Genomic DNA, 20,580 nt, shown 5'->3' with positions numbered 1-20,580 from the left:
GCTCCGTCGCTCAGGGGCGAGATCGGATCGTGATGTTGTGCCGAGAGCTTACGAAGGAGTCCCCCGTCACACCAACTGGGGCCCCGGTGTGTCGTCGCTGGTCGTGCGGTTTTTTCCGTTGACCGGCTGGGTATAACGCTTAGCGGCCTCGGTGGGCGGCAGGTTCCTGCGACGAACGGTCGGATTGGACGGATCAGTGTCCTGTTAATTCGTCCGGCTGAGTCCTCTCCGGTGGGCGTGGCGCGTCCCGGCCCCGCCAGATCGCCAGCAGCCGGAGCGCCGCGATGGAGACCGCGCCGGCGGCCAGGGTGACCGGTTCCGGCCAGCTCAGCCAGTGCCCGGCGGCCACCAGGTGCGCGCCCGCGATGGCCGGCAGGGCGTAGATGTCCCGGTGCAGGACCATCGGGATCTCGCGCAGCAGCACGTCGCGCAGCACCCCGCCGCCGACGCCTGTGAGCACGCCGACCAGGCAGGCGGTCACGGCGGGCGCACCGACCGCGAACGCGGTGGCGGTGCCGGTGGTGACGAACAGCGCCAGCCCCAGCGCGTCGGCGACCAGCACCGTGCGCCGGGTGACCTCCCGGCTGCGCCCCTTGGCCGGCGGGATCCAGGCGAGCAGCGAAGCCAGCCCGGCGACCAGCAGGTACGGCCATTGGCGCAGCGTGCTGGGCGGGGTGATGCCGAGCAGCAGGTCCCGGATCACGCCACCGCCCAGCGCGGTGATCACGCCGAGCACCACGATGCCGAACACGTCCAGCCGGGCTCTGGCGGCGGCCACCGCACCGGACACGGCGAACACCGCCACGCCGATCAGGTCGAGGATGAACACCCGATCAGCATGGACTAACCGGTGAGCAGCGCGGCCATCCGTGCGCGCAGCGCGGTGGCGGCGGAGTAGGGCCGGACCAGCACGGTCAGCTCGGTGATCTCGGTTTCGGTGCCGTGCACGATGTCCACGCCTTCCAGCGCGAGGTCCCGGCCCTCGGCGTCGCGCACCGAGGCGGTGAACCGCAGCACGTGCCCGTCGTCACCGCCGTACTCGGCCACGTAGCGGAAGTTCTCGAACACGCTGAACACCGCGTGCAGGATCGCGCCCAGCGGCGCCTTGCCCCGGTAGGGCTTGTGCACCACCGGGCTCAGGAAGGTCACGTCCTCGGCGCACAGGTCGACCGCCGCCCCGATGTCGCCGGCCTCGACGGCCGCGCGGAACTTCTCACCCAGCCCGCTCATACCCGCTCCAGCACGACCAGCGGGATCTCCCGCCCGGTCCGGTCGGCGTAGGACTGGAACCCGGAGTAGGTGCGCAGCACCAACTCCCACAGCCGGCCCCGCTCCTCCGGGCCGGCCACCCGGGCACGAACCCTCCGGCGCTCGGCACCCACCTGGACGACGGTGTCCGGGTTGGCGCGCAGGTTGTGGTACCAGGCGGGGTGCTTGGGGTAGCCGCCCTTGGACGCGACCAGCACGATGTCGTCCCCGTCGGTGGTGTAGACCAGCGGAGTGGTGCGCAGGATGCCGCTGCGCGCACCGGTGTGCTCCAGCAGGAGCATGGGTGGCATGAACGGGAAGTGATGGCCCACCGCGCCCTGCGTGGCGCGGTACACCGTGGTGTGTCCGGCGGCCAGCCGGCTCAGCAACGGCCAGGAGCGATCGGCCAGTTTGAGCAGGTCCATGCGCGAATCATAACGGCGTTCCGGGCGGTGTGGGGCGACCACTGGCAGACTCCGCACTGGTTGAGATCGCCAGCGCAGTGAGGAGTCCACCCGATGTTGCTCGACATCAGTACCGGCGCCCGGCTCGACGTGGTGCGCAGCGGTGACCCGGCGAACCCCGCGTTGCTGCTGGTCTGCGGCACCAGCCAGCACTACGGCCTGTGGGGCGCGCTGGCCACCGGGCTGGCCGAGCGCTACCACGTGATCACCTACAACCACCGGGGCATCGGTGACTCGGAGCGCGGCGACGGCGCGCTGTCCATGGCCAGCATGGCCGAGGACGCGGCAGCGGTGCTGGACGCCGTCGGGGTGACCCGGGCGCACGTGCTCGGCTGGTCGCTGGGCAGCGCGGTGGCGCAGGAGCTCGCCCTGGCGCACCCGGACAGGGTTGCCTCGCTGGTTCTCTGGGGCACCTGGCCGCGCGTCGACGGGTTCCAGACCTGCGGGCTGGCCGCGCTGCGCTACCCGTGGACCACCGGCGACATGCAGACCGCCCTGGCCGCTCTGGGGTTGGCGTTCTCCCCGGAGCTGCTCAACTCGCCGGACTTCGGCGCCATGATGGAGCAGATGCTGCCGCTGTTCCCGCAGACCGAGGCCCAGGTCCGGACCGTGGTCGAGCAGTGGGACGCCGACCTCGCGCACGACACCGCCGACCGCCTGCCGAAGATCGACAAGCCCACCCTGGTGCTGGGTGGCGCGCAGGACCTGCTGACCCCGCCCTGGCAGTGCGAGGCGGTCGCGAAGCTGATCCCGGGCGCGCGCCTGAAGATCTTCACCGGCCCGGGGTCCAGCCACGCCGTCGGCCTGGAGCGCACCGAGGAGTTCCTGGCCGAGGTGCTGCCCTTCCTGGCCGAGCAGCAGGTACCCGCCGGCGCCTGACAGTCGATCTTGCGTTGGCCTCGGGGCGGTTTAAAGATCTGTAGACGCTTGGACGGCGCGGCGCGGGCTGGTCTTCCGCTGCTCGAGTGCCGCCGGTTGCGTTTTGAGTGTGCTCCGGGGTTGGGCGGTCGCGTGCTGAGGGAGATCGCTGTTTGTGGCGGTTTGGCGTCGAAAATCGAGGCTAAACCGCCACAGACGACGATCACCCCCCAACGACCGCCGCAAACGGCGATCACCCCCCGAACGACCGCCGCGGACGGCGATCATGGCCCGGACCGACCGTGGCCGACCGGCCAGGTACCGGACGCCACGCGCGGCACTCGAGCCACGGCAGACCGAGTCACGCGGCGCCGTCCAAGCGGTCTCTAGAACCCGCTCCGCGCCCAACCGGACAATTTGGGCCAGTCGCACATGGTGCGCGGCGCGGCGGGCCCATAACGTAGGCGCGTGGCTAGCGATGTGTTCACCACCGAGCTGACCCCGCTGTCCTATCTGCGGCGCAGCGCGGAGGTATTCGGAGACAAGACCGCGATCGTCTACGGCGAGCGGCGGGTCACCTACGCCGAGTTCGCCGACCAGGCGGCCCGGGTGGCGCGGGCCTTGCGCGCATCCGGGATCGGCCCCGGCGACCGGGTGGCCTACCTGTTGCCGAACCTGCCGGAGATGTTGGTGGCGCACTTCGCGGTGCCGCTGGCCGGCGCGGTGCTGGTGGCCATCAACACCCGGCTGTCCACCGAGGAGGTCCGGTACATCCTGGACCACTCCGGGGCGAAGCTGCTGGTCGTGGACTCCGTGCTGCACAGGACCGTGGCACCGGTGCTGGCCGAGCTGCAGACCGTCACCGAGGTCATAACCGTGCGCGACCCGGCCGCGCCCGGCGAGGTGCCGGATTCGTACACCGAGTTCGTCGCCCGGGGCGCCGACGGCGAGAAGATCCCGTTCGAGGTGGCCGACGAGCGGGCCACCATCTCGATCAACTACACCTCGGGCACCACCGGCCGGCCCAAGGGCGTGATGTACACCCACCGGGGCGCCTACCTGAACTCGCTGTCGGAGATCGTGCACTCCGCCCACAGCCCGGACAGTGTTTACCTGTGGACGTTGCCGATGTTCCACTGCAACGGCTGGTGCACGCCGTGGGCGGTGACCGCGATCGGCGGCACCCACGTCTGCCTGCGCGAGGTGCGCGGCGACGTCATCTGGGGGCTGATCGGCGAGCACCGGGTGACCCACCTGAACGGCGCGCCCACCGTGGTCACCACGATCATGAACGCGGCGGAGGCGGTGAAGCTGGACTACTCGCTGGTCGTGACCACCGCCGGCGCCCCGCCATCGCCCACCACGATCGCCCAGGCGGAGTCGATGGGTTTCCGCATCGTGCACGTCTACGGCCTCACCGAGACCTACGGGCCGTACTCGGTGAACCAGTTCCAGGCCGAGTGGGCCGAGTTGGACACCGAGCAGCGGGCGCGCAGACAGGCCCGGCAGGGCGTGGGCATGTTGACCGCCGAGTGGCTGCGGGTGGTGGACGCGGAGATGAACGACGTGACCGCCGACGGCCAGACCATGGGCGAGATCGTGATGCGCGGCAACAACGTGATGGCCGGCTACTTCAACGACGAGGAAGGCACGGCGAAGGCCTTCGCCGGTGGTTGGTTCCACTCCGGTGACCTCGGCGTGATGCACCCGGACGGCTACGTGGAGCTGCGCGACCGGGCCAAGGACGTGGTCATCTCCGGCGGGGAGAACATCTCCACGGTGGAGGTGGAGCAGGCGGTCGTCTCCCACTCGGCGGTGCTGGAGGCGGCGGTGATCGGCGTGCCGGACGAGAGGTGGGGCGAGCGGCCGAAGGCGTTCGTGGTGCTCAAACCCGGCGGAAGCGTTTCGGCCGAGGAGCTGCTTGCACACGTGCAAGAGAAAATTGCCCGGTACAAGGCGCCCCGGGACATTGACTTCGTCGATGCATTGCCCAAGACGTCCACCGGCAAGGTGCAGAAGTTCGAGCTGCGGGAAAAGGAATGGGCCGGTGAGCAGAGCCGCATTCGCGGCTGAGCCCACCGGCCCACGGGGGACGGCTAAGCCAGTTTCAGCCGAACAGGCTGTTGGTGACCTTCGACAGCTCGGCCTCGATGTTGATCATGCTTGACTCGGCGCCGGACGGCACGATGTCGTAGGTCGCGTTCAGGAACCGCTCCAGCAGGTCGCGGTCGAACTCCAGGGCCGCGAAGCCCTCCTCGTCGCCGATGCGGATCTCCACGACGTCGAACTCCTCGTCCCGGAACGGGGTGAGCCGCACGTCGCCGATGCCGGCGGGGTGGTTCAGGCCCTCGATCAGCAGGTCGCGGGACATCAGCCAGTCGATCCAGCGCCCGCTGGGGCGGCTGATCGACATCATCACGGCGAAGGGGTCGTCCGCCTGGAAGGTCCACCGCGTCAACAGCGGCGTCTCCTGCCCGTACAGGATGGCGAACATGTCTTGGCTGACGCGGTCCGCTCCCGAGATTTCATTCATCCTTCAGCCCTCCCCGGTGGCCCGAGCCGGCATCCGAACCGGCCCGTGATGTCCTACGTTCATGTCATCGCCGGTGGCCCTCGAAATGTGGCACCTTTTCCGGGGATTCACCTGAAACGGGCAGTGCGGTAACACTTTCGCCAGCCCTTGCGAGGGCAATGAATTACCTGTTCAGGCCTGGTTTGCCGGCCGTTTCACCCGCTGAGAGCGAAACCCGGTATGTGACGGCGGTAACGTAACGGTCATGGTGGAACTGACCGTGCGGCGTTACGGCGAGGCCCTGCTGGAGCAGGCGGAGCAACTTGTTGGGCTGTTGGACGGGGCCGACCTGAGCCGCCGGGTGCCCACCTGTCCGGACTGGGACGTGCGTCAGCTGGTGGAGCACCTCGGCCAGGCGCACCGGCACGGCGCGCACATGGTGGAGACCCGGGCGGAGGGTCCGCCGGACTACTCCGGGACGCCCCGCCCCACGCTGCCCGAGGACCCCGCCGAGCGGGTCCGGTGGCTGCGCGAGGGTGCCGCCCGGGTGGTGGAGGCGGTGCGTTCGGCGGGTCCCGACGAGCCGGTGTGGAACTTCTCCGGCGGCGACCCGAGGGCCGCGTTCTGGCTGCGCCGGATGTGCCACGAGACCGCCGTGCACCGCGCTGACGCGGCGATCGCGCTGGACGCGCCCTACGAGGTCGCCCCCGACGTGGCGGCCGACGCGATCTCCGAGTGGCTGAGCCTGGTCACCTCGCCCGGGTTGGTGGCGTTCCGGCCGGAGCAGGCCGCCGCGCTGCGCGGCTCCGGCGAGACGCTGCACCTGCACGCCACCGACTCACCGAGCCTCGGCGAGGCCGGCGAGTGGCTGATCCGGCGCGGCCCGGAGGCGGTCACCTGGGAGCACGGCCACCAGAAGGGCGACGTGGCGGTGCGCGGCCTGGCCAAGGACCTGTTGCAGGTGATCCTGGGCCGGATCGGCACCGGCGACTCACGGCTGCAGGTGTTCGGCGACCCGGCGTTGCTGGATCACTGGGTGGCGCACGCGACGTTCTGACCGGTCAGGTCCATTTCGGCCACCGTCTCGAGGGTGGCCGGGCCGGTGGGTTGCTCGAAGATCACACCGGCCGCCCGGCCGTCCAGGCGCAGCGTGGCGATGGTGTTGCCGTGCAGCGGGCCGATCGGCTTGGTCCAGCGCACTCCGCGCGGCCCGGCGCCGCACCGGCGCGCCCACCAGCCGGTGACCGCTCGCGGCGCCCTCGACCAGCCGAGCCGGAACGCCGGCCGGATCACCGCCGGCACCCGGTTGTGCACCGGCGAGCAGACCAACTGGTAGATCTCCGTGTCGGTGGCGCTCGACTGCACCTCGGCGCGGGCCGCGTAGCTGTGGTGCACGTCGCCGGAGAGCACGGTGACCGTGGCCGGCGCGTCGGGGCCGCCGGCGACCCTGCTGATCAGCTCGGCCAGCCGGTGGAACGAGTGGCCGAACGCGGCCCAGTGCTCCAGGTCGCCGGCCTGGCGCATCCACTCGGCCGCTCTTCCGCGCCGGCCGGGGCGCTGGGCGGCGCGCTCGTTGATCGCCTGAAGGTCGTGGATGACGTGCGGCAGCAGCCAGGGCAGTGAGGTGCCCAGGATCAGGTGGTCCGTGCCGGCCGGGTCTTCGGTGGCCTGTGCGGTGAGCCATTCGAACTCGTCGTCGCCGACCAGCTTCCGGGTCGGGCCTTCCAGGATCCGCCCGTTGCGGGTGTCCAGCATGATCAGCCGGGCGCGGCCGAGGTCCCAGCGGAAGCTGAACCGGGTGCCCTTGGCCCCGTTCACCTCGCGGTCCGCGCGCTCGGCGAAATCGGCCAGGACCGGCCAGGTGTCGTTCCCGGCGCCGCTGACCGACCGGAAGGTCGGGTCGGTGGCCAACTCGTCCGGCGTGAGGTTGCCCAGGTGCTGGTAGACCCAGTACGAGGCCAGTCCGGCGCGGATCCGGTCCGGCCACCACGGCGTGCGGGCCATCCGCGCCCGCCAGGCCGCCGAGGTGTTCCAGTCGTCCCTGATGTCGTGGTCGTCGAAGATCATCGCGGTCGGCACGGTGGACATCAGCCACCGGATCTCCGGATCCGACCAGCTGGACCGGTACAGCCGCTCGTACTCGGCGAAGCTGATCACCTCGTTGGGCGGCCTCGGCTTGGTGAGCGCGCGGTTGCGGCGGCGCGCCGCGAGCAGCCGGCGGGCGCTGGGAGTGAGCTCGTCCGCGTACACCTGGTCGCCGAGCAGCAGCAGCGCGTCCGGCCACTCTGGTTCCGGGCGGCTGACCATCCGGGTGGCGTAGCAGTCCAGCGCGTCCAGGCCGAGCCTCGCGTCCAGTGCCGGATCGCCGGCCTTCGGGAAGCGGCAGGACCCGAACAGCGCCCTCACCTGGTTGCCGGTGCGGCCCCTGGTGCGGATCACCGGCGTGGGGTAGGGGTAGTCGCGCGGTGGCCACACCTGCTCGCCGTCCAGCTCCACCCGGTATTCGGTGCGGCTGTCCGGCGCCAGCCCATCCACGGTGACCAGCGCATAGTGGAATCCCGACACCTCGAAGGTGCGCGCCTCGCGCCCGAGCACACTCACCGTGCCGGCGCGATCCGTCTGCACCCACACCACCGCGCTGCTCCGGCCCACATGCCGCAAAACCGGCCCCAACACCAACCCCACGCCCGCACCCTAACCCCGCCCCCCGGCCCACCCCCTCCCGCGAGTCGGGGATCTGGGTACGGCGAGTCGGGGATCTGGGTACGGCGAGTCGGGCTTTCAGGTACGGCGAGTCGGGCCTCGTGCATGGCGAGTCGGCGATCTGGGTACGGCGCCGGTTCAACCAGGGCGTGGACGGCGCGGCGGGGCGGTCTTCCGCCGCGGAGCATCGCCCGTCGCGTTCCTGTCGGCGTGTGGCAGGCCTGGTTACGGACCGTGGCCCCGGGTGCGTGGCCGGGCGTTCCTCCTACGTCGAGATCCACGTCAACGGGTTTTGATCTTGACCAGAACCCGCCCAGGTAGATCTCGACGAGGGGGAGGTGGTCCAGACCGTCTCAGTCCCCCATCCGCCGTCGCCGGCCGTAGCGGGCGGGATTGTCGGCTGTCTGTTACGGATCAACGCGGCAGGCCCCACCGGAGCCGCGGCAGACTGCCCCCGCCGCGCCGTCCATGCCGTGGTTGAACCGGCGCCGTACCCAAATCCCCGACTCGCCGTACCCGGATCCCCGACTCGCCGAGCACGAGGCCCCGACTCGGCGTACCTGAAAGCCCGACTCGGCGTACCTAGATCCCCGACTCGCGGTGTTAGGGGGTGGAGGCGGTGGTTAGGCGGGTTAGGTCGGTGGGGTCGAGGGTTAGGGCGGGCATGGCCAGGAGGTCGGTTAGTTGGGTGGGGGTGCGGGCGCTGGCTATGGGGGTGGAGACGGTGGGCTGGGCGGCCAGCCAGGCCAGGGCGACCGTCGCGGGGCGGGCGGAGTGGCGGTCGGCGACGGCGGTGAGCTCGGTGAGCACGCGGCGGCCGCGGTCGGTGAAGTAGGCGGCGACGGCTTCGGCGCGCACGCTGTCCACCCGGGTGTCGGCGGCGTACTTGCCGGTCAGGAAGCCGGACGCGAGCGCGTAGTAGGGCAGGCAGGACATGCCGTGCTCGGCGACCAGGGGCGCGAAGTCCCGCTCGTAGTCGCGCTCCATCAGGTTGTAGTGCGGCTGCAGCACGGCGAACCGGGCCAATCCGTGCTCGGCGGAGACGCGCATCGCCTCGGCCAACCGGTCGGGCTCGTAGTTGGAGGCCGCGATGTGCCGTACCTTGCCCGCCTTGACCAGCGCGTCGAACGCGGTGAGCGTCTCCTCCAGCGGGGTGTCCGGGTCGTCGCGGTGGGCGTAGTAGAGGTCGATGTAATCGGTGCGCAACCGGCGCAGCGAGTCCTCCACGGCGGCCGTGATGTTGGCCCGGGTGAGCCCGGGCCGCTCCGGCCAGGAGCCCACCTTGGTGGCCAGCACGATGTCGTCCCGGTTGCCCCGGGCCGCCAGCCAGTTCCCGATGATCGCCTCCGACTCGCCGCCCGAGTTGCCCGGCTTGCGCCAGAAATAGGAGTCGGCGGTGTCCACGAAGTTGCCGCCGGCGGCCGCGTAGGCGTCCAGCACGGCGAAGGACTCCTCTTCGTCGGCGGACCAGCCGAAGACGTTGCCGCCCAGGCAGAGTGGGTGCACGGTCAGGTCGGTGCCGGTCAACGGAATCCGCATGCCCTCCACCGTAGGACGCCCCGGGGTGTGACCGAGCGCACGCGGCGCGGCGGTCACAAACCGGCCACCCCGTCGCGTCCTGCTTGCACCGGCAAGAAACGACGGAGGACGAAATGACCAGGCGACTGAACATGGTGGAAGTGGCTCCCGGCGCGTACCCGGTGGTGCTGGGGCTGGAGAAGTACTGCGTGAAGCACGTGGACAGCACCGTGCTGGAGCTGATCAAGCTGCGCGCTTCGGTGATCAACGGTTGTGCCTACTGTGTGGACATGCACAGCCACGACGCGCTGGCCAAGGGGGAGACCACCGAGCGGCTGTTCCAGGTGGCGGCGTGGCACGACGCGGCCTGTTTCACCGACCGCGAGCGGGCCGCCCTGGCCCTCACCGACCAGGTGACCAGGATCGCCGACGGGGGAGTCTCGGACGAGGTGTGGGCCGAGGTTCGCGCGCACTGGTCGGAGGAGGAGACCGCGAACCTGATCATGGCCATAGCCACGATCAACGTGTGGAACCGGATGAACGTGGCCACCCGTAACCCTCCGGAGCGCCGGAACTGATCTCCCGCCGGGTCGGGTGACGGCCGCATCTCAGAAATGAAGCTATGATTCCGAGATGCGGAATGATTCGGGGGCGACGCGGTCGGCGGGCGGCGTGCAGTCGGTGGAGCGGGCGTTCGCGCTCCTGGAGTCGATGGCCGACGCGGGCGGGCTGGTCGGGCTGTCCAAGCTGTCCGCCGTCTCCGGGTTGCCGCTGCCCACCATCCACCGGCTGATCCGCACGCTGGTCGGGCTGGGCTACGTGCGCCAGGAGCCGTCCCGCGAGTACACCCTGGGGCCGCGCCTGGTCCGGCTGGGCGAGAGCGCGAGCCAGCAGCTCGGCGTCTGGGCCAAGCCGCACCTGGCCCGGCTGGTCGAGACCCTGGGCGAGAGCGCCAACCTGGCGCTGCTGGACGGCGCCGAGGTGGTGTACGTGGCGCAGGTGCCCGGGAGGCACGCGATGCGCATGTTCACCGAGGTCGGCCGGCGGGTCTCGCCGCACTGCACGGCGGTGGGCAAGGCGCTGCTGGCCCACATGGGCGACGAGGCGGTGACCGACCTGCTCGGCCGCGTGGACATGGTCCCGCACACCGAGAAGACGATCACCAAACCCGACGTCTACCTGCGCGAACTGGCGCACGTCCGATCCACCGGGTACGCCACCGACGAGGGCGAGCTGGAGCTGGGCGTGCGCTGCGTCGCGGTGGCGCTGGACGGCGGACCGGCCCGCGCCGCGCTGTCCATCTCCGGGCCGACCATCCGGATGACCGACGAACTGGTCGGCCGGGCCGTGCCCGAGCTGCACCGGGCCGCGTCCGCCCTGGTCACTGAGCTGGACGAGATCCGCGCGCCCGTCTAACGGGTGGTCCGGGCGCCGCCGTTCACCGCGAGGACCTGGCCGGTCACGTGCCGGGCGTCCGGCGAGGCGAGGAAGACCACCGTGCCGGCCACGTCGTCCGGGTGCCCGGGGCGGCCGGTGTGGGTGGCGGCGATGAGTGCGGTCCGGCGGTCCGAGGGCAGCTTGTCGCGGAAGAACTCGGTGTCCGCGATGTAGCCCGGGGAGACCACGTTGGCGGTCACCCCGGCCGGGCCGAGCTCGGCGGCCAGCCCCGCGTTCCACGAGTGCAGCGCGGCCTTGGCCGGGCCGTACGAGCCGTTCCCTTGGTCGGCGGCGATCGACCCGATGCTGATCACCGCGCCGCCGTCGGCCAGCCGGGGCCGGACCGCCTCGGTGGTCAGCACGGCGCTCAGCAGGTTGGCCTCCAGGTTGGCCCGCCACCCGGCGGCCAGCCCGGCCAGCCGGGTGAGGCCGGTCTGGGCGGCGGCGTCGAAGTCGGTGTTCCCGCCGGCGTTGTTGACCAGCACGTGCAGCGTCGCCGGCAGCTGTTCGGCCAGGTCGGCCAGCGCGGCCGGGTCGGTGCCGTCGCACACCGCCGGGCGTACCGCCGGTCCCAGCTCGGCCGCCGCGGCGCGCAGCGGCTCGGCCCGCCGGCCGGTGATCCACACCTGGTTGCCGGCCTTGGCGAACCGGGCGGCGACGGCGCGCCCGATGCCGGTGCCGCCGCCGGTGACCACTACGTGTCGAGACATTCCACAGCTCCTTGTTTAGGTCTAAACGTTTAGTGCTAAATGTAGACTCCGCGGAGACCGGAACGCAAACCCGAGGACGGGAGACCGAGCGTGCACGAGCCGCGGCCCGACGACCCGGTGGACGCCATCGCGCTGGCCTGGCTGCGCGAGCGGCCGGGCACCCCGGTGGAGGGGATCGGCGTGGTCACCCGGATCTGGCGGCTGGCCAAGCTGTTCGGCGAGGACCGGCGCCGGGTGCTGGCCGCCGAGGGGGCCGACCCGGCGACCCTGGACCTGCTCAGCGTGCTGCGCCGGTCCGGCGCCCCGTACACCCTGACCACCCGGGAGATCGCCGAGCGCACCCAGGTCACCGCGGGCGCGATCTCCCAGCGGCTGGCCAGGGCGGAGAGCCAGGGCCTGGTCACCCGGCGCGGGGAGACCGGCACGCGGCGGGTCAACGTCACGCTCACCGAGGACGGGCACGCCCTGGTGGAGCGGCTGGTGGACCGGGTACTGGGCCGCGAGGCCGAGCTGATCGGCGCGCTCGACCCCGAGCCCCGCGCCCAGCTCACCGAGTTGCTGCGGACCCTGCTGGATGACCTGGACGAACGGCTGGAACACGGCCGGCACACCCACGTGGGGGTCGAGTGAGCCCCGTGAGTGATTTGTATGGCCAGAGCCATACAAATCACTCACGGGTCCCGGTGCTGGGGGACGAGCTGGCGACGTTGTGGGACGTCGACCCGCGCGGGCGGGTGCTGGGGGACGCGCACCACCTGGTGGTCGCGGCCGGCCCGGAAGGGCTGCTCGGGAAGATCGGCGCGCACCTGCCGGAGAAGCTGGCCGAGGCGCTGACCGGGTTGCTACCCGGCGCCGTGAACGCCGAGGACGTGCTGGTCCGGGCGCGGGCGCTGCTCGCGGCCGGCCTCGGGCCGGTCGCGGTGTCCAGCGGGCCGAGCTACCTGGTGCCGCCGGGCGTCGAGTACCCGAGCCCGACAAAACCGGTGCGCTCGGACCGGGGAGAGACAAGACTGGTGCGCTCGGACGGGGGAGAGGCGGACGCGGTGCGGGCGGCCAGGCCGGTGGGCTGGACGCCCGGCGAGTGGGTGGGCCTGCTGGCCGGACGGCACGGGCCGTGGGCGATGGCGGTGGAGGGCGATGAGGTGGTGGCGATCTGCCACACCCCGGTCAGCGCGCCGGTCGGGGCGGAGGCCGGCGTGTGGACCCACCCGGGACACCGGGGCCGGGGCCTCGCGGCCGCGGTGACCGCCGGCTGGGCGGCGGCCTTCCCGGACGCCACGCGCCGGTTGTTCTACAGCACCGACCGGGCCAACCGGTCCTCACAACGCGTGGCGGCGCGGCTGGGTCTGCGGCACATCGGCGACATCTGGAAGCTCTCCGTGCCGGGCCGGGAGGACCAGCACGCGCACCGCCCGTGGATCACTTCGGCGGACAGCTGAGGGGAAGCGAGGCCAGCCCGTTCACCCAGATCGAGCTGGCTCGCCGGACCGGGCCGGCCAGCCCGGGCGGACCCATTCGCCGGACCACCTCCTCGAAGATCACCCGCAGCTCCAGCCGGGCCAGTGCGGCGCCGAGGCAGAAGTGCCGGCCGCCGGCGCCGAACGCGGCGTGCTGGGTGGTCGGTTCCCGGGTGACGTCGAACCGCATCGGGTCGGGGAAGGCGTCGGAGTCCCGGTTGGCCGAGGCGTACCACATGACCAGCCGCTCGCCGGCCCTGATCCGCCGCCCGCCGACCTCGGTGTCCTCGGTGGCGGTGCGGGCGAAGTAGTTCAGCGGGGTGGTCCAGCGCAGGATCTCCTCCACCGCGTTCGGAATCCGTTCCCCGGTCAGCGCGGCGAACTGCTCCGGATGCTCGGCGAGCGCGAGCAGGCCGCCGGAGGTGGCATTGCGGGTGGTGTCGTTGCCGGCGAACACCAGGATGCCGAAGAACAGCACGATCTCCGTCTCGGTCAGCCGCTGGCCGTCGACCTCCGCGCGATGGAGCGCGGCGACCAGCGAGTCCGCGTCCTCCGCCTGTTCGGGCACCAGCGCGGCCAGGTAGGCCGCCATTTCGCCGAGGGCGGCCGGGCCTTCGGTGTTCGCCGGGTCGGCCACCCCCGCGTCCAGCCGGGCGGTCCAGTCGCGCAGCTTCGGGATGTCCGAGTCCGGCACGCCGAGCAGGCTGGCGATGACCATCAGCGGCACCGGCACCGCCAGGTCCTCCACCGCGTCCATGCCGCCGCGCTCCACCGCCGCGTCCAGCAGTGCGACCACCTGGGCGCGCACGGCGGACTCCAGCTTGGCCACGGTGAGCGGGGTGAACGCGGACCGCAGGATCACCCGGTACCTGGTGTGTTCCGGCGGGTCCTTGAAGATCATCAAGTTCCGGGCCAGGTCCAGCGGGGCGAGGGTGTCCTCGCGCAGCCAGATTCCGCCCCGGTGGGAGGAGAACGTGTGCGCATCCTTGCTCACCGCGGCGAGGTCGGCGGCCCTGGTCAGCGACCAGAACCCGGGGCCGTCGGCGCTCGGGTTCCAGCGCACCGGCGCCTCGGCGCGCATCCGGGCGAACAGCTCGTGCGGAGGGCCTTCGGCGAACCAGCTCGGGTCGGTGAGGTCAATCTCGGCCAGATCGGTGTTCATACGGCACAGAATGCTCGGGACGGGGCACTGCGGGCACCGGCCGTTTCTCCGGAAATCGCCGGCGCGTATGTGCACTGTGCCCAGGTATGGTGCAGGGATGGACGCCGTCGACCGGGTTCTTGCCCGGCTGGCCGAGGACTGCGCGGCCGAGTTCGGCGCGTTCACTCGAGCGGCGGCGTTCGACCTGCGGGCCGAGGTGCCCGAGCTGGCCGCCCTGGGGGAACAGGCCGAGCGGGTGGTCGCCGAGCACGCGGTGGCGATCCAGGAGCTGCTGGCCGCGCCGGTCGGCCGGGACCGGGTGCGGGTGGCGCCGATCACCGAGACGTTCGCGCGGGACTGCGCGCGCCGGGAGATGCCGGCCGCCACCGTGCTCCGGGCCTACCAGCGCGGCCACGAGCTGCTGTGGATCTGGTGGTCCGCCCGGGTGGTCGAGCGGGTGCCGGACCCGGCGACCAGGGCGGCGGTGACCGCCCGGCTGGGCGAGGTGCTGCTGGCCTACGTCAGCGTGGGCATGGCGCTGACCGTGGAGGTGCACACGGCCGAGCGGGAGGCGCTGGGCCGGGGGGCGTCCTGGCGGCAGCGGGAGACCGCGCTGGCCATTCTCCGGACTGGGCCGGCGGGCCGGCAGGGTGTGGCGGGCCGGCAGGGTGTGGCGGGCAGGGATGAGGGAGAGCTGTCCCGGCGGCTGGGTTACCCGCTGGACCGCTGGCACGTCGGCTTCGTGCTCTGGCGGGAGGCGGAGGACGACGACTGGACCGGCCTGGACGCCGCCGCGCGGGAGTGGGCGGGGTCGGTCGGTGGGCAGCCGCTGGTGCTGCCCGGGGACGGCGGCGCGGTCTGGGGCTGGGTGCCGGGTGCCACCCGGCCGGCCTGGCCGGACGCGCAGGCCCCTTCGCCCGGCCCGGGGCTGCGGGTTTCGGTGGGCCAGCCGGGGTTCGGCGTCGCCGGGTTCCGGGCCAGCCACCGGGAGGCGTTGCGCGCCCGCGCGGTCGCCGGGGGAAGGGACGTGGCCCGGCACGCCGAGCTGGCCACCGTGGCCATGCTGGACGACGACCGCGAGCAGTTGGCCCGCTACCTGGAGCGGGCGCTCGGCCGGCTGGCCGCCCCGGGGCAGCGGGAGCGACGGCTGCGCGCCACCGTGCGCGCCTACCTGAACGCCGGGGAGAACGTCCGGGCGGCGGCCCGCGAGCTGCGCTTCCACCGCAACACCGTGCAGCAGCGGCTGGAGGCGGCGGCGCTGCTGCGCGGCCGCCCGCTGGGCCAGGACCGGCTGGAACTGGCGCTGGCGCTGGAGATCGCCGCGCACTACGGCGACGAGGTGCTTACCGGGTAAGTGTTCAGCGGAGTTCGGTGATCTCCCGCTGCTGGGTGTTCAGCATCTCGATGGCCATCCGCTTGGCTCCCGGGCTGATGCCGTGCCGCAGCTCCGTCTGCGCCACCGCGATGGCGCCCTGGCGATGCTTCAGCAGCGTCTCGGTGAACCGCTGGTCGAAGGCCGGCCCGTCCGCGTCGGAGAGCTCCTTCAGCTGGGCCTCGGTGGCCACGCCCGGGATCTGGCCGGCACCGGCGTCCGGCGCGGCGGTGTCCGGGCCCGGGGCGCGCCAGTCGCGCAGGAACTCCTCCGCCCGCTCCAGCTCGCCGCGCCGGCGGGGCTCGATCCGTTCGGCCAGGTCCTTCACCCGCTGGGACTCGGCCCGGCGGCCCGCCAGGTCGGCCAGCTGGATCTCCTGGCTGTGCAGCGCGACCACGCTCCGGGCGAAGTCGACGTCGGCCGGGTTGTGCCCTTCGTGCACCGGCGAGCTGGGCTCCGGCGGTGGCGGCGCATCCCCGCCGCAGCCGGTGAGGCCCGCCGAGGCGAGCGCGAGCAGGACACCGACGGCCATGGTCCGCAACAGCGGCATCGCGTCCTCCCTAGTCCTTGTCGACTAGGGCTTACCCGCTTCGGGAGCGGTCTACCGTCAGGTGCAGGCGGGACTGGTAGTGGTCCAGCTCGCGGTCGCGGCGGGCGTTGTCCCAGCCGAGCAGCGGGGCGAGCAGGGACGCAACGGCGGGGGCGGCGGAAAGGGCGCCGTCGCGGCGCTCGATGGACAGGTGGGTGCGCCGGTCCAGCACGTCGGCCAGCCGCTGCGCGCCCTCGTGGGTGGCGGCGTAGCGCAGTTCGACGGGCAGGTACTCCTCCGCGCCGGGCAGCGGGGTGGCCAGCGCGGGATCGTCGGTGATCGGGGCGAGCACGGCCGGCAGTTCGTCGCCGTAGCGGTGCAGCATCCGGCCCAGCACCGGCTCCGGCACGTCGAACTCCTCGGCCAGCCGGGGCAGCCGGTTGGCCACCGCCAGCCAGCCGGCCGCGCCGACCAGCGGCAGCTCGGCCGTCGGCGAGGGCGGCAGGGTGCGGCGCAGCGAACGGCCGGCCGCGTCGACCGCGTCGGCGGCCATCAGCCGGTAGGTGGTGTACTTCCCGCCGACCACGGTGACCAGCCCGTTCGGTTCCTCCAGCACCGTGTGGTCGCGGGAGAGCGCGGACGTCACCGTCGCGCTGTCCGAGGCCGGGGCGAGCAGCGGGCGCAGGCCGGCGTAGGCGCCGAGCACGTGCGACCGGTCCAGCGGCTTGGCCAGGTAACGGTTGACGTTGCGCAGCAGGTAGTCCACGTCGGTCGACTCGACCGCCGGGTTGGCGCGGTCGCCGTCGTAGGCGGTGTCCGTGGTGCCGAGCAGCCAGTACCCGAACCACTTGCGCAGGATGATCACCGAGTCCTCGGCGCGGGCCAGGATGCCGGTGGTGGAGTCGAACGCGCCCGGTTCGAGCAGCAGGTGCACGCCCTTGGCCGGTTGCACCCGGAAGCTGGGCGGGCCGGCCAGCGCGGCCACGTCGGCGGCCCAGACGCCGGCCGCGTTGACCACCACCGAGCAGCGCACGGAGAACCGCTCGCCGGTCAGCGTGTCCTCGGCGGCCACCCCGGTGACCCGTCCGCCGGAGCGGTGCAGCCCGACCACGCGGGCGTGGCTGACGATCCGCGCGCCGTGGCCGGCGGCGGTGCGGGCCACCGCCAGGGCCAGGCGGGCGTCGTCCATCCGGCCGTCGTGGTAGCGCAGCCCGCCGTGCACCAGCTCGGGGTTCAGCCCCGGCGCGGCGCGCAGCGCGGCGGCCCGGGTGAGGTGGCGGTGATAGGGCACCCCCGCTTTGTTGGCGCCCCGCCGGCCGGCCAGGGCCAGCGCGTCGTACAGCGCCACCCCGGCGCCGATGTACGGCCGTTCCCAGCGCCTGGTCAGCGGGTAGAGGAACGGCTCCGGTGCCACCAGGTGCTGGGCCAGCCGGCTGATCAACAGGTCCCGCTCCCGCAGCGCCTCGGCGACCAGCGAGAAGTTCAGCTGCTCCAGGTAGCGCAGCCCGCCGTGCACGGTCTTGCCGGACCGCGAGCTGGTGCCGCCGGCCAGGTCGCCGGCCTCCAGCAGCACCACGGAAAGCCCGCGCGCGGCGCCGTCCAGGGCCACCCCGGCGCCGGTGATCCCACCGCCGACCACCACCAGGTCGTGCCGGGACTCCTTGGCCGCGCGCAGCGCCTCCGCCCGCTGGGCCGGGTTCAGCGCGTTCATCGGGTTCATCGCCGGCCCCGGCCGGCGATGAGGGCCTGCCGGTGTTTCTCGTCCGGCCGGTGGGTCAGCCGGTGCACGGTGGCCGGGTCCAGGTAGCGGGGCCGGCCCACGGCCAGCGCGCCGGCCAGCACCCGGGCCGCCTTCACCGACATGGAGGTAATGGCCAGAACCTGCGCAGTGCTCGCCCCCAGCGCCACGATTCCGTGGTTGCCCAGGTAGACCAGTCGCGGCGGGGTGCCGTGGGCTTCCATGTGCGAGCGCAGCCCGTCGCGCACCGCGCGGGCCAGGGGCAGCCCGGGCTCGGCGTACGGCACCAGCAGCGCGTTCGCCCCGCACACCACCACCTGGTCCGGGAACAGGCTGCCGGCGACCAGCTCGGCCGCCCGGTCGGAGCAGAGCAGCGTGTTCACCGCCGTCGGATGGGTGTGCCCGACCACCTCGACGCCCGGCAGCTCCAGGCTCAGCGCGTGCAGCATCGTTTCGATGGACGGCCGGCCGGTCACCGACCCGACGAGAGTGGAACGCATCCGGGCGGACAGGCCGGCGACGTCGTGGTCGGCCAGCCGGGGGTCGTCGATCAGGTCCAGCACGGCGGCGTGCTCCAGCCGGACCAGGTCGTCCTCGTCGACCGTGTTCAGCGAGGTGCCGCTGGCCTTGACCAGGAAGGTGCCGTCGCCCAGCGCGGCCGACGTGTTCCCCTCGCCGAGTATGGCCAGGTCGGCGGCCGGGTCGCCGAGCGAGCGGGACAGCCGCACCAGCTCGCGCCGGATGGCGTCCATCAGTTGTCCTCCTGGTCCAGCGGCCCGCGCGGCCACAGCGGGCGGGCCGCATCCACGTGGTTCAGATAGTCCTGGTAGCCGTCGTCGTAGCGGGTGCGGCGCGCCGGGTCGGGCTCGACCACCGCCTCGGGTGCGGTCCAGGCCGGCACGTCCAGCTCCTCGCCCCGGGCCCGCGCGGCCACCAGCACCGCGCCGCGCGCCCCCACCTCCGGCGTGCGGGCCAGCTCCAGCGGCACGCCCAGCACGTCCGCGAACACCTGCAGCCAGGCCACCGACCGGGTACCCCCGCCGCACACCACCAGCCGCCCGTCCGCCGGGCGCCGCGCGGATTCGAAACAATGCCGGGCCGCGTAGGCCAGGCCCTCGCACATGGCGCGGACCAGGTCGTGCCGGTCGGTGGTCAGCCGCATGCCGGTGATCTGCCCGGACGCCGCCGGGTCCACGAACGGCGCACGTTCACCGGACGTCGCCAGGTAGGGCAGCACGGACACCCCGCGCGCCCCCGGCGGGCTGGTGGCCAGCGCTTCGCCGACCGCGTCGAGGCCGACCCCGAGGGTGCGCAGCAGCCAGTCCAGCGAGGCGGTGCCGACCATCGCCGGCATGGCGCGCAGCCAGCGGGACGGCTCGCCGGTGGCCACCTGGAAACCGGCCGGCTCGCCCGAGGTGTGCAGGCTGTCCGCCCGCACCAGGCAGCCCAGCGTGGTGCCCACGATGAGCAGCGCGTCGCCCACCTCGGTCAGCCCGCCGCCGAAGCCGCAGGCCGGGAAGTCGAACGGCCCGGCGCTCACCGGCAGCCCCTCGGGCAGCCCGAGCAGTGCGGCGCCCGCGCCGGTCAACGGCGCGGACGGCACCGGCGAAGCGATCGGGGCGAGCAGCTCGCGGCGGTGGGTGAGCCCGGTGGCGTCCAGCACCTCGGCGCTGTAGCCGGTGCCGGTGCCGTCGCCGAACGGCATGGAGCTGTCGCTGGGGTCGGTCGCGCGTACCCCGGTGAGCCGGCCGAACACCGCGTCCTTGCAGTAGCCGGCGGTGGCGGCGGCGTCCAGTGCGGCCGGCTCGTAGCGGTCCAGCCAGGCCAGCAGGGGCGCCGGCGCGCCGGGGAACAGCGCGCTTCCGTTGGCCCGGAACACCCGCTCCACCACGCCGTCGGCCGACCACCGGTTCAGCAGCTCGGCGGCCCGCCCGTCCAGCCAGGACAATGCGGGCCGGACCAGGCGGAACTCCGAGTCGGTGAGCCAGCAGCCGTCGCCCTGCCCGGTCAGCGCCACCAACGCGGGAGGCACCCCGGAAGCCGAGCCGAGCACGGCCCGGACCACCTCGCTCAGGCCGGTGAGGATCTCCTCCAGGTCCTGCTCCACGGCGCCGTTCGGGCCGTGCCGCAGCTCCAGCGGGCGGCCCTGCACGGCCACCGCCGCGCCGTTCTCGTCGAACAGCGCCGCCTTCACCACCGAGGTGCCGACGTCGACCCCCAGCCGGGCGCCACTCACCGCGCGGGCACCGTCTGCCCGTAGCTGTTCAGCGCCTGGGCCACCTTGGTGATCTCGTCCGGGGGCAGCAGGGTGGGCTCGCCGATCAGCTTGGCCTGGTGGTAGAGCCGGCACACCCATTCCAGGTAGAGGCTGCGGGTGTACGCCTTGGCCAGGGTGTCGCCGTAGGTGGTGGCACCGTGGTTGCGCAGCAGCGCGCCGAACCGGTCGCGCATCGCCTCGATGCTGTTCTCGGCCAGCTCCGGGCTGCCGAAGGTGGCGTACGGGGCGACCCGCACCGGCCCGCCGAGCAGCGCGATCATGTAGTGCACCGGCGGCACCTCGTCCATGGTCACCGACAGCGCGGTGCAGTACAGCGGGTGCGTGTGCACCACGGCGCCGGCGTCGGTGGCCCGGTAGACGGAGGTGTGCATGGGCACCTCGGACGACGGGTCCAGGCCGTCCTCCACCTTGTTCCCGTCCAGGTCGATCACGCAGATCGCCTCCGGGGTGAGGTCGTCGTAGGCGACCCCGCTGGGGGTGATGGCGATGTGGTCGCCGAGCCGGACGCTGAGGTTGCCCGAGGTGCCGACGGTCAGTTCGTCGTCCTGCATGCGCAGGCAGAACTCGACCAGCTCGGCGCGTTCGTCGTAGAGCAGCAAGTGTTTCCTCCCGTAA

The 20,580-nt window shown here is 72.6% G+C and carries 21 protein-coding genes; 8 read left to right on the top strand and 13 right to left on the bottom strand.

Going from position 1 to position 20,580, the window contains the following annotated elements:
* Positions 1-193 precede the first annotated feature (193 nt).
* The 3 genes from ABEB12_RS16585 to ABEB12_RS16575 are packed head-to-tail and all read right to left on the bottom strand — an operon-like array spanning position 194 to position 1,673.
* Positions 194-829, bottom strand: coding sequence for a TRIC cation channel family protein (locus tag ABEB12_RS16585; RefSeq protein ID WP_185059548.1), 636 nt, complete (start codon positions 827-829; stop codon positions 194-196).
* A 14-nt stretch (positions 830-843) separates the two neighbouring features.
* Complete coding sequence (locus tag ABEB12_RS16580; protein ID WP_185059550.1) at positions 844-1,230, bottom strand: nuclear transport factor 2 family protein; 387 nt, start codon at positions 1,228-1,230, stop codon at positions 844-846.
* Positions 1,227-1,673 carry a nitroreductase/quinone reductase family protein gene (locus ABEB12_RS16575; protein ID WP_185059552.1) on the bottom strand — a complete coding sequence of 149 codons (447 nt, stop codon included), beginning with the start codon at positions 1,671-1,673 and terminating at the stop codon, positions 1,227-1,229. Before ABEB12_RS16575 ends, ABEB12_RS16580 begins: the two co-directional genes overlap by 4 nt.
* 93 nt (positions 1,674-1,766) lie before the next feature.
* On the opposite strand from ABEB12_RS16575, the gene ABEB12_RS16570 reads away from it, so the two are divergent.
* Entirely contained in the window at positions 1,767-2,591 is an 825-nt protein-coding gene (locus ABEB12_RS16570) for an alpha/beta fold hydrolase (protein ID WP_185059554.1), read from the top strand.
* Positions 2,592-3,038: 447 nt separating this feature from the next.
* On the top strand, positions 3,039-4,643 hold the full coding sequence (locus ABEB12_RS16565; protein ID WP_185059556.1) for a long-chain-fatty-acid--CoA ligase: 1,605 nt from the start codon (positions 3,039-3,041) through the stop codon (positions 4,641-4,643).
* A gap of 34 nt (positions 4,644-4,677) precedes the next feature.
* On the opposite strand, the gene ABEB12_RS16560 is transcribed toward ABEB12_RS16565, so the two are convergent.
* A complete protein-coding gene (locus ABEB12_RS16560) occupies positions 4,678-5,103 on the bottom strand; it encodes an SsgA family sporulation/cell division regulator (protein WP_185059558.1) in 426 nt (141 codons plus the stop codon).
* A gap of 244 nt (positions 5,104-5,347) precedes the next feature.
* Between ABEB12_RS16560 and ABEB12_RS16555 the strand changes: the two genes are divergently transcribed.
* Positions 5,348-6,139 (top strand): maleylpyruvate isomerase family mycothiol-dependent enzyme, encoded by a 792-nt coding sequence (locus tag ABEB12_RS16555; protein WP_185059560.1) that lies wholly within the window; start codon positions 5,348-5,350, stop codon positions 6,137-6,139.
* Here ABEB12_RS16555 and ABEB12_RS16550 read toward each other — a convergent pair.
* Positions 6,112-7,767, bottom strand: a complete 1,656-nt coding sequence (locus ABEB12_RS16550; RefSeq protein ID WP_185059562.1) for a DUF7800 domain-containing protein — start codon at positions 7,765-7,767, stop codon at positions 6,112-6,114. The genes ABEB12_RS16555 and ABEB12_RS16550 overlap by 28 nt on opposite strands.
* A gap of 621 nt (positions 7,768-8,388) precedes the next feature.
* Positions 8,389-9,324: an aldo/keto reductase gene (locus ABEB12_RS16545; protein WP_185059563.1), complete on the bottom strand. Its 936-nt coding sequence runs from the start codon at positions 9,322-9,324 to the stop codon at positions 8,389-8,391.
* A gap of 113 nt (positions 9,325-9,437) precedes the next feature.
* On the opposite strand from ABEB12_RS16545, the gene ABEB12_RS16540 reads away from it, so the two are divergent.
* Together ABEB12_RS16540 and ABEB12_RS16535 are read left to right on the top strand one after the other, a co-directional pair.
* A complete protein-coding gene (locus tag ABEB12_RS16540; RefSeq protein WP_185059564.1) occupies positions 9,438-9,881 on the top strand; it encodes a carboxymuconolactone decarboxylase family protein in 444 nt (147 codons plus the stop codon).
* A 55-nt stretch (positions 9,882-9,936) separates the two neighbouring features.
* A complete protein-coding gene (locus tag ABEB12_RS16535) occupies positions 9,937-10,719 on the top strand; it encodes an IclR family transcriptional regulator domain-containing protein (protein ID WP_185059566.1) in 783 nt (260 codons plus the stop codon).
* Here the strand turns inward: ABEB12_RS16535 and ABEB12_RS16530 are convergent.
* Positions 10,716-11,450, bottom strand: a complete 735-nt coding sequence (locus ABEB12_RS16530) for an SDR family oxidoreductase (protein ID WP_185059568.1) — start codon at positions 11,448-11,450, stop codon at positions 10,716-10,718. The genes ABEB12_RS16535 and ABEB12_RS16530 overlap by 4 nt on opposite strands.
* Before the next feature lie 90 nt (positions 11,451-11,540).
* Here ABEB12_RS16530 and ABEB12_RS16525 point away from each other — a divergent pair, with 90 nt between their 5' ends.
* Positions 11,541-12,080 (top strand): MarR family transcriptional regulator, encoded by a 540-nt coding sequence (locus tag ABEB12_RS16525; RefSeq protein ID WP_185059570.1) that lies wholly within the window; start codon positions 11,541-11,543, stop codon positions 12,078-12,080.
* 5 nt (positions 12,081-12,085) lie between these two features.
* Positions 12,086-12,889 (top strand): GNAT family N-acetyltransferase, encoded by an 804-nt coding sequence (locus ABEB12_RS16520; RefSeq protein ID WP_221497580.1) that lies wholly within the window; start codon positions 12,086-12,088, stop codon positions 12,887-12,889.
* Here ABEB12_RS16520 and ABEB12_RS16515 read toward each other — a convergent pair.
* On the bottom strand, positions 12,870-14,069 hold the full coding sequence (locus ABEB12_RS16515) for a cytochrome P450 (protein ID WP_185059571.1): 1,200 nt from the start codon (positions 14,067-14,069) through the stop codon (positions 12,870-12,872). The genes ABEB12_RS16520 and ABEB12_RS16515 overlap by 20 nt on opposite strands.
* 97 nt (positions 14,070-14,166) lie before the next feature.
* Between ABEB12_RS16515 and ABEB12_RS16510 the strand changes: the two genes are divergently transcribed.
* A complete protein-coding gene (locus tag ABEB12_RS16510) occupies positions 14,167-15,402 on the top strand; it encodes a helix-turn-helix domain-containing protein (RefSeq protein ID WP_185059573.1) in 1,236 nt (411 codons plus the stop codon).
* A gap of 4 nt (positions 15,403-15,406) precedes the next feature.
* Here the strand turns inward: ABEB12_RS16510 and ABEB12_RS16505 are convergent, their stop codons facing one another.
* Genes ABEB12_RS16505 through ABEB12_RS16485 form a run of 5 tightly spaced genes read right to left on the bottom strand, consistent with a single transcriptional unit; the run spans position 15,407 to position 20,564 of the window.
* The gene (locus tag ABEB12_RS16505) at positions 15,407-15,970 is read right to left on the bottom strand and encodes a DUF305 domain-containing protein (RefSeq protein WP_185059576.1); all 564 of its coding nucleotides are present in this window, start codon (positions 15,968-15,970) and stop codon (positions 15,407-15,409) included.
* Between the two features lie 31 nt (positions 15,971-16,001).
* Positions 16,002-17,660, bottom strand: coding sequence for an FAD-dependent oxidoreductase (locus ABEB12_RS16500; RefSeq protein WP_221497581.1), 1,659 nt, complete (start codon positions 17,658-17,660; stop codon positions 16,002-16,004).
* A 5-nt stretch (positions 17,661-17,665) separates the two neighbouring features.
* Positions 17,666-18,439 (bottom strand): class II aldolase/adducin family protein, encoded by a 774-nt coding sequence (locus ABEB12_RS16495; protein ID WP_185059581.1) that lies wholly within the window; start codon positions 18,437-18,439, stop codon positions 17,666-17,668.
* Positions 18,439-19,923, bottom strand: a complete 1,485-nt coding sequence (locus ABEB12_RS16490) for an FGGY family carbohydrate kinase (protein WP_185061413.1) — start codon at positions 19,921-19,923, stop codon at positions 18,439-18,441. Before ABEB12_RS16490 ends, ABEB12_RS16495 begins: the two co-directional genes overlap by 1 nt.
* Positions 19,920-20,564 carry a class II aldolase/adducin family protein gene (locus ABEB12_RS16485; protein ID WP_185059583.1) on the bottom strand — a complete coding sequence of 215 codons (645 nt, stop codon included), beginning with the start codon at positions 20,562-20,564 and terminating at the stop codon, positions 19,920-19,922. Before ABEB12_RS16485 ends, ABEB12_RS16490 begins: the two co-directional genes overlap by 4 nt.
* Positions 20,565-20,580: the final 16 nt, after the last annotated feature.

The sequence above is a fragment of the Actinospineispora eucalypti genome, from assembly GCF_039543365.1.
GTDB lineage: Bacteria > Actinomycetota > Actinomycetes > Mycobacteriales > Pseudonocardiaceae > Pseudonocardia > Pseudonocardia eucalypti.
Note: the sequence above shows the minus strand (reverse complement) of the source record. Positions and strands in the feature narration are given on the sequence as shown.

What these genes read in the sequence shown, in the direction of transcription:
- ABEB12_RS16580 (WP_185059550.1), bottom strand. Translation starts at nt 1,230, where the DNA reads ATGAGCGGGCTGGGTGAGAAGTTCCGCGCGGCCGTCGAGGCCGGCGAC.
- ABEB12_RS16575 (WP_185059552.1), bottom strand. Translation starts at nt 1,673, where the DNA reads ATGGACCTGCTCAAACTGGCCGATCGCTCCTGGCCGTTGCTGAGCCGG.
- ABEB12_RS16570 (WP_185059554.1), top strand. Translation starts at nt 1,767, where the DNA reads ATGTTGCTCGACATCAGTACCGGCGCCCGGCTCGACGTGGTGCGCAGC.
- ABEB12_RS16560 (WP_185059558.1), bottom strand. Translation starts at nt 5,103, where the DNA reads ATGAATGAAATCTCGGGAGCGGACCGCGTCAGCCAAGACATGTTCGCC.
- ABEB12_RS16555 (WP_185059560.1), top strand. Translation starts at nt 5,348, where the DNA reads ATGGTGGAACTGACCGTGCGGCGTTACGGCGAGGCCCTGCTGGAGCAG.
- ABEB12_RS16545 (WP_185059563.1), bottom strand. Translation starts at nt 9,324, where the DNA reads ATGCGGATTCCGTTGACCGGCACCGACCTGACCGTGCACCCACTCTGC.
- ABEB12_RS16540 (WP_185059564.1), top strand. Translation starts at nt 9,438, where the DNA reads ATGACCAGGCGACTGAACATGGTGGAAGTGGCTCCCGGCGCGTACCCG.
- ABEB12_RS16535 (WP_185059566.1), top strand. Translation starts at nt 9,937, where the DNA reads ATGCGGAATGATTCGGGGGCGACGCGGTCGGCGGGCGGCGTGCAGTCG.
- ABEB12_RS16530 (WP_185059568.1), bottom strand. Translation starts at nt 11,450, where the DNA reads ATGTCTCGACACGTAGTGGTCACCGGCGGCGGCACCGGCATCGGGCGC.
- ABEB12_RS16515 (WP_185059571.1), bottom strand. Translation starts at nt 14,069, where the DNA reads ATGAACACCGATCTGGCCGAGATTGACCTCACCGACCCGAGCTGGTTC.
- ABEB12_RS16510 (WP_185059573.1), top strand. Translation starts at nt 14,167, where the DNA reads ATGGACGCCGTCGACCGGGTTCTTGCCCGGCTGGCCGAGGACTGCGCG.
- ABEB12_RS16505 (WP_185059576.1), bottom strand. Translation starts at nt 15,970, where the DNA reads ATGCCGCTGTTGCGGACCATGGCCGTCGGTGTCCTGCTCGCGCTCGCC.
- ABEB12_RS16500 (WP_221497581.1), bottom strand. Translation starts at nt 17,660, where the DNA reads ATGAACGCGCTGAACCCGGCCCAGCGGGCGGAGGCGCTGCGCGCGGCC.
- ABEB12_RS16495 (WP_185059581.1), bottom strand. Translation starts at nt 18,439, where the DNA reads ATGGACGCCATCCGGCGCGAGCTGGTGCGGCTGTCCCGCTCGCTCGGC.